We start from the raw sequence: 15,821 nt of genomic DNA on the forward strand, positions 1-15,821 counted from the left end.
ACATGGCAGCACCCAAGGCGGCGACTCGCAAGCCGCGCAAGAAGGAAAAGAAGAACATCGCCGTGGGCCAGGCCCACATCAAGTCGACGTTCAACAACACCATCGTGTCCATCACCGACACGACCGGTGCCGTGATCAGCTGGGCCTCGTCCGGAGGCGTCGGCTTCAAGGGCTCGCGCAAGTCGACCCCGTTCGCCGCGCAGCTCGCCGCCGAGTCGGCCGCGCGCCAGGCGCAGGAGCACGGCATGAAGAAGGTCGACGTCTTCGTCAAGGGCCCCGGCTCGGGCCGCGAGACCGCGATCCGCTCGCTCCAGGCCGCGGGCCTCGAGGTCGGCAGCATCAACGACGTGACGCCCCAGGCGCACAACGGATGCCGCCCGCCCAAGCGCCGCCGCGTCTAGCACTCCGAATCCGGTGATCGAGTAGGCCGCAGGCCGTATCGAGATCGCACGGTCTCGATACGCGCCCGGCTGCGCCGGGCGCTGCTCGACCACCGGTTACCGTTCTCTCCACAACTCAAGATCCTCGAACTCGCAGGTGTCATATAGCGGACACCCTGCCGAAAGGAATCACACCGTGCTGATCGCACAGCGCCCGACGCTCACCGAAGAGAACATCTCGGAGTTCCGTTCGCGTTTCGTGATCGAGCCCCTCGAGCCGGGCTTCGGTTACACCCTGGGCAACTCCCTCCGTCGCACCCTCCTCTCCTCGATCCCCGGCGCGGCCGTGACGAGCATCCGCATCGACGGCGTGCTCCACGAGTTCTCGACGGTCCCCGGCGTGAAGGAGGATGTCACCGAGATCATCCTGAACATCAAGAACCTGGTCGTCTCCAGCGAGCACGACGAGCCCATCACCGCCTACCTGCGCAAGCAGGGCGCCGGTGAGGTCACCGCCGCCGACATCTCCGCTCCGGCCGGTGTCGAGGTGCACAACCCCGAGCTGGTCATCGCGACGCTCAACGACTCGGCGAAGTTCGAGCTCGAGCTCACGATCGAGCGCGGCCGCGGCTACGTCTCGGCCTCGCAGAACCGCAACGAGTACTCCGAGGCCGGCCAGATCCCGGTCGACTCGATCTACTCGCCCGTCCTCAAGGTCACGTACCGCGTCGAGGCCACGCGTGCCGGCGAGCGCACCGACTTCGACCGCCTCGTGGTCGACGTCGAGACCAAGCAGGCCATCTCGCCGCGCGACGCGATCGCGTCGGCGGGCCGCACGCTCACCGAGCTGTTCGGCCTCGCCCGCGAGCTCAACACCGCGGCCGAGGGCATCGAGATCGGCCCCGCGCCGGTCGACGCCGTGCTCTCGAGCGAGCTGTCGATCCCCATCGAGGACCTCGACCTCTCGGTGCGCTCGTACAACTGCCTCAAGCGCGAGGGCATCAACACGGTGTCCGAGCTCGTGGCCCTGTCGGAGTCGCAGCTGATGAACATCCGCAACTTCGGCCAGAAGTCGGTCGACGAGGTCAAGGACAAGCTCACCGAGATGGGCCTGTCGCTGAAGGACTCGGTCCCCGGCTTCGACGGCGCCCACTTCTACACGGGCTTCGACGACGAGAACTAGCAGGCCACGGGCCGCACCAACCCCCCACCACTGGAGATAACGAACCATGCCGAAGCCCACGAAGGGCCCCCGCCTCGGAGGCGGACCCGCGCACGAGCGCCTGCTGCTCGCGAACCTCGCCGCCGCGCTGTTCACGCACGAGCGGATCACCACCACCGAGACCAAGGCCAAGCGCCTGCGTCCGCTGGCCGAGCGCCTCGTCACGTTCGCCAAGCGCGGTGATCTGCACGCGCGCCGTCGCGTGCTCGCCGTGATCGGCGACAAGTCGGTCGTGCACAAGCTGTTCACCGAGATCGCGCCGCAGGTGGCCGACCGCCAGGGCGGCTACACGCGCATCACGAAGATCGGCAACCGCAAGGGCGACAACGCGCCCATGGCGGTCATCGAGCTCGTCCTCGAGCCCGTGACCCCGAAGCAGCGCGCCGCCAAGCCGGCCGCCGAGGCCGCGCCCGCCGCGCCGGTCGAGGAGCCCGCCGCCGAGGAGACCCCCGAGGTCGTGACCGAGGCCGAGGCCGCGGTCGACGAGGCCGCCGGTTCCGAGGCGTCCGAGGAGTCGGCCGAGCAGGCCGAGACCGAGGAGGCGTCGGCGAAGTAGCCGTCGCACCAGTCGACCGAGGGGCCCCGATGCGTTCGCATCGGGGCCCCTCGTCGTATTCAGCCGTGGGCGTGGTGGTCGAGCGAGCGCCGGACGATGAGGACGATGCTCATCGTGATGACCCACGCCCAGAACACGGCGTAGGGGAGGAACCACCACGCGCCCTCCCAGGCGTACCGGACGGCGATGAGCCCCGCGCCCGCCGCGATGGCCCACCAGCCCGCCCAGGCGCGCCGGCGGCACGGGCCGTCCACCAGCACCCAGCCGCATCCGATCGCGAAGGCCCCCAGCGCGATCCACGCGTTGGCGAAGCCGAGGTTGCTCACGTCGAACGCGTAGACGGCCACCGCAGGGTCGATGGTCCCGCCGCGGTTGGCGGCGGCCTCCCAGCTGGCATCGATCACTCCGAAGGCCGCCGCGACGGCCGCCGACGCGAGCGCGGCCGTCGACCGCCACGCCGGCTCGCCCTCGTAGCGGCGCAGGATCGTCGTGAGGCCGGCAGCGAACCAGAGGAAGGCGACCATGCCGAGCGACGCCGTCGCCATCGCCGCGGCCGCCCACGCCTGCTCGCCGGCGGCGAAGAACGCCGCGACCTCGTCGGCGGAACCGCTGAAGTCGGGTTCGCCGAGCGTCGAGATCGCGATGATCGGGGCGAAGAGCAGCACCGCCGCGACGAGGCCGACGGTCCCGATGATGCGCGTTCGCGAACGCCATCGCTCGTCGCGCGCCGCCGCCCTCGCGGCCTCGTCGATTCCGGCATCGGTTCGAGTCGTGACGTCGCTCACGGGAGCCTCCCTCGTCGCGGCCAGTATCGTCCCGCACCATGCTCCGCCGGTAGCACCCGACCGGGGGCGCGCGCCGCCCCGTAGGCTGTTCGCGTGCGAGACGAGGTGACGACCCCGCCGGGCGACGAAGCGGATGCCGCGGCATCCGCCGAGCGCCTGCGGCTCGACCTCGCCTACCAGGGCACCGACTTCGCCGGATGGAGCCGCCAGCCCGGACGGCGCACGGTCCAGGGCGTGCTCGAGGACGCACTCGCCACGCTGTTCCGTCGCGAGGGCGTCGCGCCGCGGCTCGTGGTCGCGGGCCGGACCGACGCCGGCGTGCACGCGGCCCGCCAGGTCGCGCACCTCGACGTCGCGGCGCCATCGCTCGACGCCGTCACGCGGCCCCGGCGGGGCGACGCGGCAAGCGGAACCGCGGCCGATCCCGGAGCCGTGCTGGTCCGGCGACTCCGCGGCATCCTCGGCGCGCACGACGCCGACGTGGTCGTGCGATCCGCCCGACCGGCGGCCGAGGGGTTCGACGCTCGGTTCTCGGCCGTCTGGCGTCGCTACGAGTACCGGGTGGCCGATTCCTCCGCGGAACACGACCCGATGCAGCGGCATCGAACCGTATGGTACCCGCGCGAACTCGACGTCGACGCGATGGACGTGGCGGCGCAGACGCTCATCGGCCTCGCCGACTTCGCGGCGTTCTGCAAGCCGCGCGACGAGGCGACGACCATCCGTACGCTGCAGTCGTACCGCTGGCGGCGCGACGCCGACGGCGTGCTCGTCGCCTCGGTGCAGGCCGACGCGTTCTGCCACTCGATGGTGCGCGCCCTCGTCGGGGCGTGCCTGGCCGTGGGTGAGGGACGCCTCGACGTCGGCGGTCCGTCCGAGCTGCTGCACGCGCGCGAGCGCACGAGCGCGTTCAAGGTCCTCCCCGCGAAGGGGCTGACACTGACCGAGGTCGGGTACCCGCCCGACGAGGAGCTGGCGGACCGCGCGGAGCAGACGAGGGCACGCCGCGAATTGCACGTCGACGGCGTGGTCGGCTAAGATCTCCCTTTGGTGCCGTCGACTGCGTCGGTACCCGATGTTGAGCCCTCCACCGGGGCCGTTCGACCCGCATCGCGGGCGAACCCTCACCGGAGTGGGATTCACGAACCCCTCACTCGAACAGAAAGCAGCACTACTGTGACGCGCACCTACACCCCGAAGGCGAACGAGATCCAGCGCGACTGGGTCGTCATCGACGCCACCGACGTCGTGCTCGGCCGCCTCGCGAGCCACGCTGCCGCCATCCTGCGCGGCAAGCACAAGCCGATCTTCGCGAGCCACGTCGACACCGGCGACCACGTGATCATCGTCAACGCCGGCAAGGTCGCCCTGACCGGCCAGAAGCTCGAGCAGAAGAAGGCCTACCGCCACTCCGGCTACCCGGGCGGCCTCAAGGCCGTCGGCTACGCCGAGCTCCTCGAGAAGAACCCCGTCCGCGCCGTCGAGAAGGCGATCCGCGGCATGCTCCCGAAGAACTCGCTCGGACGCCAGCAGCTGAAGAAGCTGAAGGTCTACGCCGGCCCGGAGCACCCGCACGCGGCTCAGCAGCCGAAGCCGTACACCCTCACCCAGGTCGCCCAGTAAGCCCCGGCGCAGACGCGAAGAAGGATTCAGACACCACCATGGCGAAGATCGCAGACCAGATCGACCAGGCTCCGGAGAGCTACAGCACCGAGACCCCGGCCGCAGCCGCCGCGCCCGCCGCGCGCCCCGTCCTCAACGTGTCCGGTGCGGCCGTCGGCCGCCGCAAGCAGGCCATCGCGCGCGTGCGCGTCGTGCCCGGCGCCGGCACCATCACGGTCAACGGCCGTGAGTTCGCGGACTACTTCCCGAACAAGCTGCACCAGCAGCTGATCACCGACCCGTTCACCGTGCTCGAGCTCAGCGGCTCGTACGACGTGATCGCCCGCATCACCGGCGGCGGCCCCTCGGGCCAGGCCGGCGCGCTGCGCCTCGCGATCGCGCGTGCGCTCAACGAGATCGACCGCGAGAACAACCGCCCGACCCTGAAGAAGGCCGGCTTCCTCACGCGCGACGCTCGCGTCATCGAGCGCAAGAAGGCCGGTCTCAAGAAGGCCCGCAAGGCTCCGCAGTTCTCGAAGCGCTAGTCCCGGGCACCGCATACGATGCCTCGGCTCTTCGGAACCGACGGGGTCCGGGGCCTGGCCAACCGTGAACTCACGGCTGACCTGGCCCTGGGCCTCGCCCAGGCGGCTGCCGCCGTCCTCACGCAGGGGCGGCACGCCGATGAACTCCGCGCCGCCGGTCGCCGGCCGGTCGCGGTCGTCGCGCGCGATCCGCGCGTCTCCGGCGAGTTCCTGACCGCCGCCGTCTCGGCGGGGCTCGCCAGCTCGGGCGTCGACGTCCTCGACGCCGGCGTCATCCCGACCCCGGCGACGGCGTTCCTGATCGACAGCATCCGCGCCGACTTCGGCGTGATGATCTCTGCGTCGCACAATCCCGCGCCCGACAACGGGATCAAGTTCTTCTCCTTCGGCGGCACCAAGCTTCCCGACCAGGTCGAGGACCGCATCGAGTCCTACCTCGGCCGGCAGAAGCTCGCGCCGACCGGTGACGGCGTCGGTCGCATCCGCCGCTTCGCCGACGCCGAGGACCGCTACGTCGTCCACCTGCTCGGCACGCTGCCGCACCGCCTCGACGGACTGAAGGTCGTCCTCGACTGCGCCCACGGCGCGGCCGCCGGCGTCTCACCCGAGACCTTCCGCGACGCCGGCGCAGAGGTCGTCGTGATCGGCGCCGACCCCGACGGCATGAACATCAACGACGGCGTCGGGTCCACGCACCTCGAGCAGCTCCAGCGCGCGGTCCTCGAGCACGGCGCCGACGTGGGCATCGCGCACGACGGCGACGCCGACCGCTGCCTCGCGATCGACGCCGACGGCAACGTGGTCGACGGCGACCGCATCATGGCGATCCTCGCGGTGTCGATGCAGGAGCGCGGCACGCTCACCGACGACACGCTCGTGGTCACCGTGATGTCGAACCTGGGCCTCAAGCGCGCGATGGCCGAACGCGGCATCCGCGTGGTCGAGACGAAGGTCGGCGACCGGTACGTGCTCGAGGCGCTCGGCGAGGGCGGCTATGCGCTCGGCGGCGAGCAGTCGGGTCACGTGATCATGTCCGAGTTCGCCACCACGGGCGACGGCGTCCTCACGGGCCTGCACCTCGTGGCCGAGATGGCCCGCACCGGCAAGACGCTCGCCGAGCTCGCGTCGGTCATGACCGTGTACCCGCAGGTGCTCGTGAACGTCCGGGGCGTCGACCACCACGCCATGGGCGACGACGCCGAGATCGCTGCGGCGGTGAAGCAGGCCGAAGCCGAGCTCGGCGATTCCGGCCGCGTGCTGCTCCGCCCGTCCGGCACCGAGCCGATGGTGCGCGTCATGGTCGAAGCGGCGGTCCAGGCCGACGCCGAGGCGCACGCCAACCGCCTCGCCGACGTCGTCCGCGAGCGTCTCGCCAACTAGGGCGTGTCTCCTTATCCGGGCACGCCGCAGCGCCCACCGGATACGGAGACACGGCCCAGGTCAGAGCTTGCGGAGCAGCACGTTCCGCACCGCGTGATCCGAGCCCTTGCGGAGCACGAGCGAGGCGCGCGACCGCGTCGGCCGGATGTTCTGCAGGAGGTTCGGCTCGTTGATCGACTGCCAGATCGACCGCGCGCGTGCCCGCGCCTCGTCTTCCGTGAGGCTCGCGTAGCGGTGGAAGTAGGAGCGGGGGTTCGCGAACGCGCCGCGCTGCAGCTTCAGGAATCGCTCCTCGTACCAGCGGGCGATGTCGCTCGTGCGCGCGTCGACGTAGATCGTGAAGTCGAACAGGTCGCTCACGGCGAGCCGGTGGCCCGGCCCGGGGGGCTGGAGCACGTTGAGGCCCTCGACGATGAGCACGTCGGGCCGGCGCACGGTGATCTGCGCATCGGGCACGATGTCGTAGGCGAGGTGCGAGTAGAAGGGCGAGCGCACCTCGGCCGCGCCGGCCTTCACCTCGCTGACGAAGCGCAGGAGCGCTCTGCGGTCGTACGACTCGGGGAAGCCCTTGCGCTCCATGAGGCCGCGCCGTTCGAGTTCGGCGTTCGGGAAGAGGAAGCCATCGGTGGTCACGAGCTCGACCCGCGGGGTGTGCTCCCATCGCGCCAGCAGCTCGCGCAGGAGCCGCGCGATGGTCGACTTGCCGACGGCGACGGAGCCGGCGACGCCGATCACGAAGGGGGTCGACTCGAACCGCTCGCGCAGGAAGGTGCTCGTGACCTCGTGCAGCGCCTTGGTGCCGCCGACGTAGAGGTTGAGCAGCCGGCTGAGCGGGAGGTACACCTCGGCGACCTCGTTGAGGTCGAGCGGCTCGCCGAGCCCGCGGAGCTGCACGATCTCGGTCTCGCGGAGCGGCGACGGCATCGACGGTGCGAGCGCCGCCCAGTCGGCTCGGTCGAGTTCGACGAAGGGCGACGCGTGCGGCGTGTGCGACGACGGGCTCTGCGGATCGGGCACCGGCACAGTCTAGTGGCGCGTCTCCACGCGCCCGGGCACCGCGTCAGCGGGGCTCCGAGACGCTCCCGGCATTCGCCCATCCCGGCGCCGCTAGGATCGAGCGCATGTGTGGAATCGTCGGATACGTCGGAGAGCGCAACAGCCTCGACGTCCTCATGGGTGGCCTTCGCCGCCTCGAATACCGTGGCTACGACTCGGCCGGAGTGGCCGTCGTCGATGATGAGGGCGATCTCGAGACCGCCAAGCGCGCCGGCAAGCTGCAGGTGCTCGCCGACGAGCTCGAGCGCCACCCCATCCACCGCGGGGGCACCGGCATCGGCCACACGCGCTGGGCCACGCACGGCGGCCCCACCGACCGCAACGCGCACCCGCACCTCGGCGACGAGGGCCGGCTGGCGCTGATCCACAACGGCATCATCGAGAACTTCGCCGAGCTCAAGGACTCGCTGCTCGCCGAGGGCTTCGCGTTCGAGTCCGAGACCGACACCGAGGTCGCCGCCGTGCTCCTCGGCAAGCTCTACGACGAGTCGGGCGACCTGCGCGAGGCCTTCCGCCGCACCGTCTCGCAGCTCGAGGGCGCCTTCACGCTCCTGGCCGTGCACAAGAACGAGCCCGGCCTGGTCGTGGGCGCACGCCGCAACTCGCCGCTGGTCATCGGCCTCGGCGACGGCGAGAACTTCCTCGGGTCGGATGTCGCGGCCTTCGTCGAGTACACCAAGCGCGCCGTCGCGATCGGCCAGGACCAGATCGTCGCGATCACGTCCGAGGGCGTCACCGTGACCGACTTCGAGGGCGCCGATGTCGAGGTCGAGCCGTTCGACGTCGCGTGGGACGCCTCGGCCGCCGAGAAGGGCGGCTGGTCGTCCTTCATGCGCAAGGAGGTGTCGGAGCAGCCCGACGCCGTCGCGAACACGATCCGCGGCCGCATCACCGACGGCGTGGTGGCGATCCCCGAGCTCGAGGCCTACGGCGATGACGCCCTGCGCGACATCCGTCGCATCACGGTCATCGCGTGCGGCACCGCGGCCTACGCGGGCATGGTCGCGAAGTACGCGATCGAGCAGTGGGCGCGCATCCCCGTCGAGGTCGAGCTCAGCCACGAGTTCCGCTACCGCGAGCCCGTGCTCGACGACGGCACGCTCGTCGTGTCGATCAGCCAGTCCGGCGAGACGATGGACACGCTCATGGCGGTCAAGTACGCCCGCGAGCAGGGCGCGAAGGCGATCTCGGTCTGCAACACGCAGGGCGCCACGATCCCGCGCGAGTCCGATGCGGTCGTCTACACGCATGCGGGCCCCGAGGTCGCGGTCGCGTCGACGAAGGCGTTCGTCGCGCAGATCACCGCGCTGTACCTCTTCGGACTCCACCTCGCTCGCGTGCGCGGCACGCTGTCGGAGCAGCAGCTCGCGACCCAGGTCGCGGAGCTGCAGGCGGTTCCCGAGAAGCTCGCCGCGGTGCTCGAGCAGGCCGATCGCGTCGGCGAGCTCGCGCACTGGATGTCGGACACGCGTTCGGTCCTGTTCCTCGGCCGGCACGTGGGCTATCCGATCGCGCTCGAGGGCGCGCTGAAGCTCAAGGAGCTCGCGTACATCCACGCCGAGGGCTTCGCCGCGGGCGAGCTCAAGCACGGACCGATCGCTTTGATCGAGCCGGGCCAGCCGGTGTTCGTCGTCGTGCCGAGCCCGCGCGGCTCCGCGGCGCTGCACCCGAAGGTCGTGTCGAACATCCAGGAGATCCGCGCCCGCGGTGCTCGCGTCATCGCGATCGCCGAGGCGGGCGATGCCGCGGTGCTGCCGTTCGCCGACGAGGTGATCCGCATCCCGCTCGCCGGCCCGCTGTTCGAGCCGCTGCTCGCGGTCGTGCCGCTGCAGATCTTCGCGATGGAGCTCTCGCAGGCGAAGGGCCTCGACGTCGACCAGCCGCGGAACCTGGCGAAGTCGGTCACGGTCGAGTGAACCGGCCGGGCCGGGCCGGTGACGCCGCGGCGGGCGTGCGGCAGACTCGAGTCGTGGACTCGCAGGGCGTCGCATGATCGCCGGCATCGGCATCGACGTGGTCGACATCGCGCGCTTCGAGCGGTCGCTCGAACGCACGCCGTCGTTGCGCGAGCGCCTGTTCGCTGAGAGCGAACGGCATCGCCCGGCCCGGTCGCTCGCGGCGCGGTTCGCCGCCAAGGAGGCGCTCATCAAGGCGCTCGGCGGCCATGCCGTGATCCGCTGGCACGACATGCGCGTCGTGCAGGACGCCGAGGGCAACCCCGACTTCGCACTGTCGGGAGCCCTGTCGGCGCACGTCGCGGCGCTCGGCATCGATCGCGTGCACCTCTCGATGAGCCACGACGCGGGCATCGCGAGCGCGTTCGTGGTGCTCGAGCGCGGCGTCGGCCCGTCGGTGCCGTCCCGCGAGCTTCTGGGCGAGCCCGAGGGCGCCGCAGGCAGCGAGACCGAACGCTCCGAGGAGGCGCCGTGAACGCACGGCACGTGCTCGCGCCCTTCCGCGAGGCCGTGATCGACCTCGACGCCGTGCGCCACAACGCCCGGCACCTGGCCGAGGCGGTCGCGCCGTCGCGCGTCATGGCGGTCGTCAAGGCCGACGCCTATGGGCACGGCGCCGTCGCGGTCGCGCGCGCGGCGGTCGAGGCGGGTGTCGACTGGCTCGGCGTCGCCGACCTCGACGAGGCGATCGCGCTTCGAGGCGCCGGCATCGAGGCACCGCTGCTGGCGTGGCTCCACGATCCCGATGCGCGGTTCGTGGCCGCGATCGTGCGCGACGTCGACCTCGGCGTCTCATCGGTCCGCCAGCTCGAGGCGGCCGCGGAGGCCGCCGGGGCCGCCGGTCGTGTCGCGAACGTGCACCTCAAGCTCGACACAGGGCTCAGTCGCAACGGCATCGCCGCGGCCGACTGGCCCGCCGCGGTCGATCGCGCGGTCGAGCTCGAGCGCGATGGCCGGATCCGCGTGCGCGGGCTGTTCAGCCACCTCTCGAACACCTCACCCGACGAGGACGCGGCGCAGCTGGACGCCTTCCTCCGGGGCGTCGAGGTGGCCGAGGCCGCCGGCCTCCATCCCGAGCTGCGCCACCTCGCGTCGACCGCCGCAGCCCTGCGTTTCCCCGAGGCGCGCCTCGACATGGTCCGGATCGGCATCGGCCTCTACGGCGTGCCGCCCTACGGCGACGGCACCACGGCGGCCGAACTCGGCCTGCGGCCCGTGATGACCCTGCGTGGGCGCATCGCCGCGGTGCGACGGGTGGATGCCGGCACCGGTGCCTCGTACGGCTATGCGTGGCGCGCCGAGCGCGAGACGACGCTCGCGCTCGTGCCGCTCGGCTACGCCGACGGCGTCCCGCGGCAGGCCTCGGGCCGCGCCGAGGTCGCGATCGGCGGCACGCGCCATCCCGTCGTCGGCCGGATCGCGATGGACCAGTTCCTCGTCGACGTCGGCGATGCCGAGGTGGGGGTGGGCGACGAGGTCGTGCTCTTCGGCGACCCCGCCACCGGTGCGCCCTCCGCCGACGACTGGGGCGACGCGGCCGACTCGATCGCGTACGAGATCGTGACGCGCATCGGGTCCCGCGTGCCGCGCACGCACGTGGACGCCTCGTGATGCGGCGCACGGCGGCCGACACCGAGGCGATGGAAGCACTCGGGCGCGAGCTCGGCCGCCTCCTGCGCGCCGGCGACCTGGTCGTGCTCACGGGTCCCCTCGGCGCGGGCAAGACGACCCTGACCCGCGGGATCGGCGAGGGCCTGCGCGTCCGAGGTCCCGTGCAGAGCCCGACCTTCGTCCTCGCACGCACGCACCCGAGCCTCGTCGGGGCTGCGCCGCTCGTGCACGTCGACGCCTACCGGCTCTCGGGTGCGGCCGAGCTCGAGGACCTCGACCTCGACTTCGCGAACTCGGTCGTCGTCGCCGAGTGGGGCGCAGGCCTGCTCGACGACGTGGCCGACTCGTGGCTCGAGGTGGTCATCGAACGTCGTCGCGGCGGCGATGCGACCGACGCCGTGCACGACGGCGCGGGCGCGGACGACCTCGAGGCCGACGAGCCGAGGACGGTCCGCCTCGTCGGGCACGGGCCGCGGTGGGCGGGCACGCCGTATGCGGCCGCGCCGGCGCTCGGCGCCTGAGCGTCCTCCCGGCAGGCGCCCCTCGGCCCGCGTCTAGGCTGGACGGCATGCTCCTCGCGATCGACACCTCCACCGGCACGAGTGTCGCCGTGGTCGACCGCGACGGCGGGATCCTCGCGGAGGCCGGCACGCATGACACGATGCGCCATGCCGAGGCGATCGGCGGTGCCATCCGCGACGTGATCGAGCGCGCCGGCGTGCGCGCGCCCGAGCTGTCGGCGGTCGCGGCCGGCATGGGGCCGGGGCCGTTCACCGGCCTCCGGGTCGGGATCGCCGCCGCGCGCGCCTTCGCGCTCGGCATCGGGCGCCCCGTGGTCCCCGTCGTGAGCCACGATGCGGTCGCGCTGGCCTGGTACTCGGGCGGCGGCGGCGGACCGCTCCAGGTCGTCACGGACGCGCGGCGCCGGGAGTCCGCGGTGACCGACTACGACGGTCTCGACGACGCCGGGCTTCCCGTGCGACTCGGGATGCCGCGACTCGAGCCCCGCGACGCGGTGCCGGCGCCCCGCGGCATCCGCTTCGACGCCGACACCGTCTCGGCCGGTTCCCTCGGACTGCTCGCCGAGCTCGGCTGGTCGGCCGGCCGGCTGCCGTTGGCCGGCGACGAACCGCTGTACCTGCGCGCACCCGACGTGACGCCCTCGGCCGGCAAGCGGGTGACGCCGTGAGCCTCATGCTGCGCCGCGCCCGCCCCGACGACCTCGCCGCCATCATGGTCATCGAGCGCGGGACCTTCGCCACCGACGCGTGGCCCGAGCACGCCATGCGGGCCGAGCTCGAGGGCGAGCACACCTACTACCTCGTGGTCGTCGACGACGCGAGTCCCGACGTCGTCGTCGCGTACGCCGGGCTGCTCGCGCCGCGCGGGTCGGGCCAGGGCGACATCCAGACCATCGCGGTCGACGACGCCGTGCGCGGCCGCGGCCTCGGCCGCGCGCTCATGCAGGCGCTCATCGACGAAGCGCGTCGTCGTGCCGCGGCCGAGCTCTTCCTCGAGGTGCGTGCCGACAACCCGGTGGCACGCGGCCTGTACGCGTCGCTCGGCTTCGAGGAGATCGGCGTGCGCCGCGGCTACTACCAGCCCGACGGAGTCGATGCGATCGTCATGCGGCTCGAGGTGCCGCCCGCCGTCGCCCGGCCCGCGACCTCCGGCGACCGCCTCGCCGCACCCGCAGGAGACCAGACGTGAACCGCGACGCCCCCCTCGTGCTCGGCATCGAGACCTCGTGCGACGAGACCGGCGTCGGCATCGTCCGCGGCACCGAGCTGCTCGCGAACGCCATCGCCTCGTCGATGGAGGAGCATGCGCGCTACGGCGGCGTGGTGCCCGAGGTCGCGGCACGCGCCCACCTCGAGGCCCTCGGGCCGACCATCCGAGCGGCGCTCGACGAGGCATCCGTCGACCTGGCCGACCTCGACGCCGTCGCGGTGACGAGCGGCCCCGGGCTCGCGGGCGCGCTCATGGTCGGGGTCGGCGCCGCGAAGGCCCTCGCGCTCTCGCTCGAGAAGCCGATCTACGCCGTCAACCACCTCGTCGGGCACGTGGGCGCCGACCTGCTCGGCGACCGCCCGCTCGAGACGCCGAGCGTGGCGCTGCTCGTCTCCGGCGGCCATACGTCGCTGCTGCTCGTGCGCGACCTCGACTCCGACGTGGAACTGCTCGGCGAGACGATCGACGACGCGGCCGGCGAGGCGTTCGACAAGGTCGCACGACTCCTCGGCCTGCCCTACCCGGGCGGGCCCGAGATCGACCGCGCCGCGATCGGCGGCGACCCCGACGCCATCCGGTTCCCACGCGGGCTGACCCGGCCGAAGGACCTCGAGCGGCACCGCTACGACTTCTCGTTCTCGGGGCTCAAGACCGCGGTCGCGCGCTGGGTCGAGCAGCGCGAGGCGGCAGGCGAGCCCGTGCCGCTGGCCGATGTGGCGGCGAGCTTCCGCGAGGCCGTGGTCGACGTGCTCGTCTCGAAGGCCATCGCGGCGTGCACCGAGCTCGGCGTGCCGAGACTGCTGCTCGGCGGGGGCGTCGTCGCCAACCGGCGCCTGCGCGAGGTGGCCGGGCAGCGAGCGGATGCCGCGGGCATCGCGCTGCGCATCCCGCCGCTGTCGCTCTGCACCGACAACGGCGCCATGATCGCCGCCCTCGCTGCCCGCCTCGTCATGGCCGGGCACGCGCCGTCGACGCTCGACTTCGGCGCGGATTCGACCCTGCCCGTCACCGACATCCAGACCTGAACGCCCGCGTCGCAGCCCGACACCGGAGGACATGAGGACTTCTGCCCCTGCCGGGCGTCTGCGGCGAGCGCTATCGTGACGCGAGAACCCCGCGAATGCGGGGGCGCCGACGCGCGCCGCCGGTCGTTGACACCGCCCAGCGGCGCTGCCAGCATGGCCCAGTCCATGCACTCACCGAGGGAGCACCTTCACATGACCGACCCCAACGCCGACCCGAACGTCCCGAACGTTCCGCCGGCTCCGCCCGCCCAGCCCGCGCCGTCGTACGGCACCAGCGCCCCGTCGTACAACGCGGCGCCGCCCTCGTACGCCGCAGCTCCGGGTGGCGGCCAGAAGACCAACGTCCTCGCGATCGTCTCGCTCGTGTCGGCGTTCTTCATCTCGCTCGTCGCCATCATCACCGGCCACATCGCCCTCAGCCAGATCAAGAAGACCGGTGAGCAGGGCCGCGGCCTCGCGATCGCCGGCCTGATCATCGGCTACGTCGGCCTCGTCGTCGGCATCATCGTCGCGATCGCATGGTTCGCCCTCATCGGCACCGCGATCAGCACGGGCAACATCCCCACCAACTGATCCACCCGCAGCACGGAAGGGGCTCGACATGAGCGATCCCAGGAATCCCGACGAGCCCGACCAGCCGGTCACGCCGTCCGAACCGACGGTCCCCGCGGAACCCGTCGAGCCCCCCGTGCCTGCGGAGCCGGTCGAGCCGACCGTTCCGGCCGAGCCGACCGAACCCACGATCCCCGCCGAGCCGAGCCCCGAGCCCGGTCCCGCCGCGCCCGAGCCGTTCCATCCGCTCGAGGTGCCCGAACCGCCCGCCCCGCCGTCGGCGCCGGGAACGCCGAGCGCTCCGCCGCCGCCCGCGGCCCCCGAGCCGCCGGCACCGCCTGCGCCGCCGGCCTACGGCGCGGGCGTCCCGTCGCCGTACGGCGCGCCGCCCGCCGCCACGCCTCCCGTCTCCGGCGCGGCGCCCGCAGCCTACGGTCAGGGCGCTGCGTACGGCACGTCGCCCGACCCGTACGCGGCCACGCCGCCGCCGTACGGCGGAGCCGGGGTGCCGCCGTACGGCGCCGCACCCGGCGCGGCGGCAGCCGGCTACGTGGCCCCGTCGGCGAAGCCGACGCCCGTCTACAGCCTCATCTCGCTGATCGCCGGCATCATCGGCATCGTCGGCTCGCCGATCCTGTTCCTGCCGTTCGTCGGGGGCGTGCTCGGGCTGTTCGTGCCGGCCGCCGCGGTCGTGCTCGGCTTCATCGGCCGCCGCAAGGAACCGGCCGCCAAGGGCATGTGGCTCACGGGGATCGTGCTCGGCTTCATCGGGCTGGCGCTCGCCCTCCTGTCGTTCATCCTCTGGGGCGTGCTCGCCGCCGTGAGCGGCGGCTACAGCGGCTACATCTACTGACCCGCAGACCGTGACCGACGAACGGAGGCCTCCCGCCGAGCGCCCGACCCGACCCGACGGGGATCCGGTCGAGGCGCCGACGGCGAGCGCGCCGTCCACGGTCCCGACGCACACGGCGCCGACGCCGATCGGACCGCATACCGCATTCGAGCCCGAAGCCGCTCCGCCCGCTGATGGGCCGGAGCGACCTTCGGCCGCGCCGCCGCGGGAGATCGACCGCCCCTACGACACGGGCGAGCTGCACGGTCTGCCCACAGGGCAGCTGCTCGCCGTCGGTCGCCCCGAGCCCGAGATCCGCGTGGACGACCTCGAGGACGACGAGCACCGGCGCCTCTCCAGCTACGTCGCGGCCGTGCTCGGCGTGGCCGGCGCCGCGGCGTCCCTGCTCGTCGGCTGGATGTTCCCCCTGTCGATCGCCGCGATCGTGTTCGGCGTGCTCGGCCTGCGACGCGAGGAGCACGGCCGGATCCCCGCCTTCGTCGGCATCGGCACGGGCATCGCGGGCCTCGTGTTCTCGTGCGTCTGGCTCGGCTACTACGCGATCGTCTTCGGCGCGCTGACGACGTAG

At 72.4% G+C, this 15,821-nt stretch carries 19 protein-coding genes; 17 read left to right on the forward strand and 2 right to left on the reverse strand.

The window, feature by feature from the left end:
- Window positions 1-2 precede the first annotated feature (2 nt).
- From rpsK to rplQ, 3 genes are all read left to right on the forward strand, one after another.
- The gene (rpsK, locus tag ACFQ58_RS05960; RefSeq protein WP_092668574.1) at window positions 3-401 is read left to right on the forward strand and encodes a 30S ribosomal protein S11; all 399 of its coding nucleotides are present in this window, start codon (window positions 3-5) and stop codon (window positions 399-401) included.
- A 175-nt stretch (window positions 402-576) separates the two neighbouring features.
- On the forward strand, window positions 577-1,563 hold the full coding sequence (locus tag ACFQ58_RS05965) for a DNA-directed RNA polymerase subunit alpha (protein WP_376950116.1): 987 nt from the start codon (window positions 577-579) through the stop codon (window positions 1,561-1,563).
- A gap of 46 nt (window positions 1,564-1,609) precedes the next feature.
- Entirely contained in the window at window positions 1,610-2,158 is a 549-nt protein-coding gene (rplQ, locus tag ACFQ58_RS05970) for a 50S ribosomal protein L17 (RefSeq protein ID WP_376950117.1), read from the forward strand.
- Between the two features lie 59 nt (window positions 2,159-2,217).
- Here rplQ and ACFQ58_RS05975 read toward each other — a convergent pair whose 3' ends face one another.
- The gene (locus ACFQ58_RS05975; protein ID WP_376950118.1) at window positions 2,218-2,943 is read right to left on the reverse strand and encodes a hypothetical protein; all 726 of its coding nucleotides are present in this window, start codon (window positions 2,941-2,943) and stop codon (window positions 2,218-2,220) included.
- A 93-nt stretch (window positions 2,944-3,036) separates the two neighbouring features.
- Between ACFQ58_RS05975 and ACFQ58_RS05980 the strand changes: the two genes are divergently transcribed.
- The 4 genes from ACFQ58_RS05980 to glmM all read left to right on the forward strand — a co-directional run bounded on the left by ACFQ58_RS05980 (window position 3,037) and on the right by glmM (window position 6,470).
- Complete coding sequence (locus tag ACFQ58_RS05980; protein WP_376950119.1) at window positions 3,037-3,981, forward strand: tRNA pseudouridine synthase A; 945 nt, start codon at window positions 3,037-3,039, stop codon at window positions 3,979-3,981.
- A 138-nt stretch (window positions 3,982-4,119) separates the two neighbouring features.
- Window positions 4,120-4,566, forward strand: a complete 447-nt coding sequence (gene rplM / locus ACFQ58_RS05985; RefSeq protein ID WP_092668583.1) for a 50S ribosomal protein L13 — start codon at window positions 4,120-4,122, stop codon at window positions 4,564-4,566.
- Between the two features lie 38 nt (window positions 4,567-4,604).
- A complete protein-coding gene (gene rpsI / locus ACFQ58_RS05990; protein WP_092668585.1) occupies window positions 4,605-5,090 on the forward strand; it encodes a 30S ribosomal protein S9 in 486 nt (161 codons plus the stop codon).
- Between the two features lie 18 nt (window positions 5,091-5,108).
- Window positions 5,109-6,470: a phosphoglucosamine mutase gene (gene glmM / locus ACFQ58_RS05995; protein ID WP_376950120.1), complete on the forward strand. Its 1,362-nt coding sequence runs from the start codon at window positions 5,109-5,111 to the stop codon at window positions 6,468-6,470.
- 60 nt (window positions 6,471-6,530) lie between these two features.
- On the opposite strand, the gene coaA is transcribed toward glmM, so the two are convergent.
- Window positions 6,531-7,487: a type I pantothenate kinase gene (coaA, locus tag ACFQ58_RS06000; protein ID WP_376950121.1), complete on the reverse strand. Its 957-nt coding sequence runs from the start codon at window positions 7,485-7,487 to the stop codon at window positions 6,531-6,533.
- A gap of 104 nt (window positions 7,488-7,591) precedes the next feature.
- Here coaA and glmS point away from each other — a divergent pair, with 104 nt between their 5' ends.
- From glmS to ACFQ58_RS06050, 10 genes are all read left to right on the forward strand, one after another.
- Window positions 7,592-9,442: a glutamine--fructose-6-phosphate transaminase (isomerizing) gene (glmS, locus tag ACFQ58_RS06005; RefSeq protein WP_376950122.1), complete on the forward strand. Its 1,851-nt coding sequence runs from the start codon at window positions 7,592-7,594 to the stop codon at window positions 9,440-9,442.
- Window positions 9,443-9,515: 73 nt separating this feature from the next.
- Entirely contained in the window at window positions 9,516-9,956 is a 441-nt protein-coding gene (locus ACFQ58_RS06010) for a holo-ACP synthase (RefSeq protein WP_376950123.1), read from the forward strand.
- Window positions 9,953-11,092: an alanine racemase gene (alr, locus tag ACFQ58_RS06015; RefSeq protein WP_376950124.1), complete on the forward strand. Its 1,140-nt coding sequence runs from the start codon at window positions 9,953-9,955 to the stop codon at window positions 11,090-11,092. Before ACFQ58_RS06010 ends, alr begins: the two co-directional genes overlap by 4 nt.
- The gene (gene tsaE, locus ACFQ58_RS06020; RefSeq protein ID WP_376950345.1) at window positions 11,092-11,613 is read left to right on the forward strand and encodes a tRNA (adenosine(37)-N6)-threonylcarbamoyltransferase complex ATPase subunit type 1 TsaE; all 522 of its coding nucleotides are present in this window, start codon (window positions 11,092-11,094) and stop codon (window positions 11,611-11,613) included. Before alr ends, tsaE begins: the two co-directional genes overlap by 1 nt.
- Before the next feature lie 47 nt (window positions 11,614-11,660).
- On the forward strand, window positions 11,661-12,281 hold the full coding sequence (gene tsaB, locus ACFQ58_RS06025; RefSeq protein ID WP_376950125.1) for a tRNA (adenosine(37)-N6)-threonylcarbamoyltransferase complex dimerization subunit type 1 TsaB: 621 nt from the start codon (window positions 11,661-11,663) through the stop codon (window positions 12,279-12,281).
- 5 nt (window positions 12,282-12,286) lie between these two features.
- A complete protein-coding gene (gene rimI, locus ACFQ58_RS06030) occupies window positions 12,287-12,802 on the forward strand; it encodes a ribosomal protein S18-alanine N-acetyltransferase (RefSeq protein WP_376950346.1) in 516 nt (171 codons plus the stop codon).
- The gene (tsaD, locus tag ACFQ58_RS06035) at window positions 12,799-13,848 is read left to right on the forward strand and encodes a tRNA (adenosine(37)-N6)-threonylcarbamoyltransferase complex transferase subunit TsaD (protein ID WP_376950126.1); all 1,050 of its coding nucleotides are present in this window, start codon (window positions 12,799-12,801) and stop codon (window positions 13,846-13,848) included. Before rimI ends, tsaD begins: the two co-directional genes overlap by 4 nt.
- Before the next feature lie 192 nt (window positions 13,849-14,040).
- Entirely contained in the window at window positions 14,041-14,421 is a 381-nt protein-coding gene (locus ACFQ58_RS06040) for a DUF4190 domain-containing protein (RefSeq protein ID WP_376950127.1), read from the forward strand.
- Window positions 14,422-14,449: 28 nt separating this feature from the next.
- Window positions 14,450-15,253: a DUF4190 domain-containing protein gene (locus ACFQ58_RS06045; RefSeq protein WP_376950128.1), complete on the forward strand. Its 804-nt coding sequence runs from the start codon at window positions 14,450-14,452 to the stop codon at window positions 15,251-15,253.
- A gap of 10 nt (window positions 15,254-15,263) precedes the next feature.
- Window positions 15,264-15,821, forward strand: coding sequence for a hypothetical protein (locus ACFQ58_RS06050; RefSeq protein ID WP_376950129.1), 558 nt, complete (start codon window positions 15,264-15,266; stop codon window positions 15,819-15,821).

Source organism: Agromyces sp. NPDC056523, assembly GCF_042794545.1.
Taxonomy (GTDB): domain Bacteria; phylum Actinomycetota; class Actinomycetes; order Actinomycetales; family Microbacteriaceae; genus Agromyces.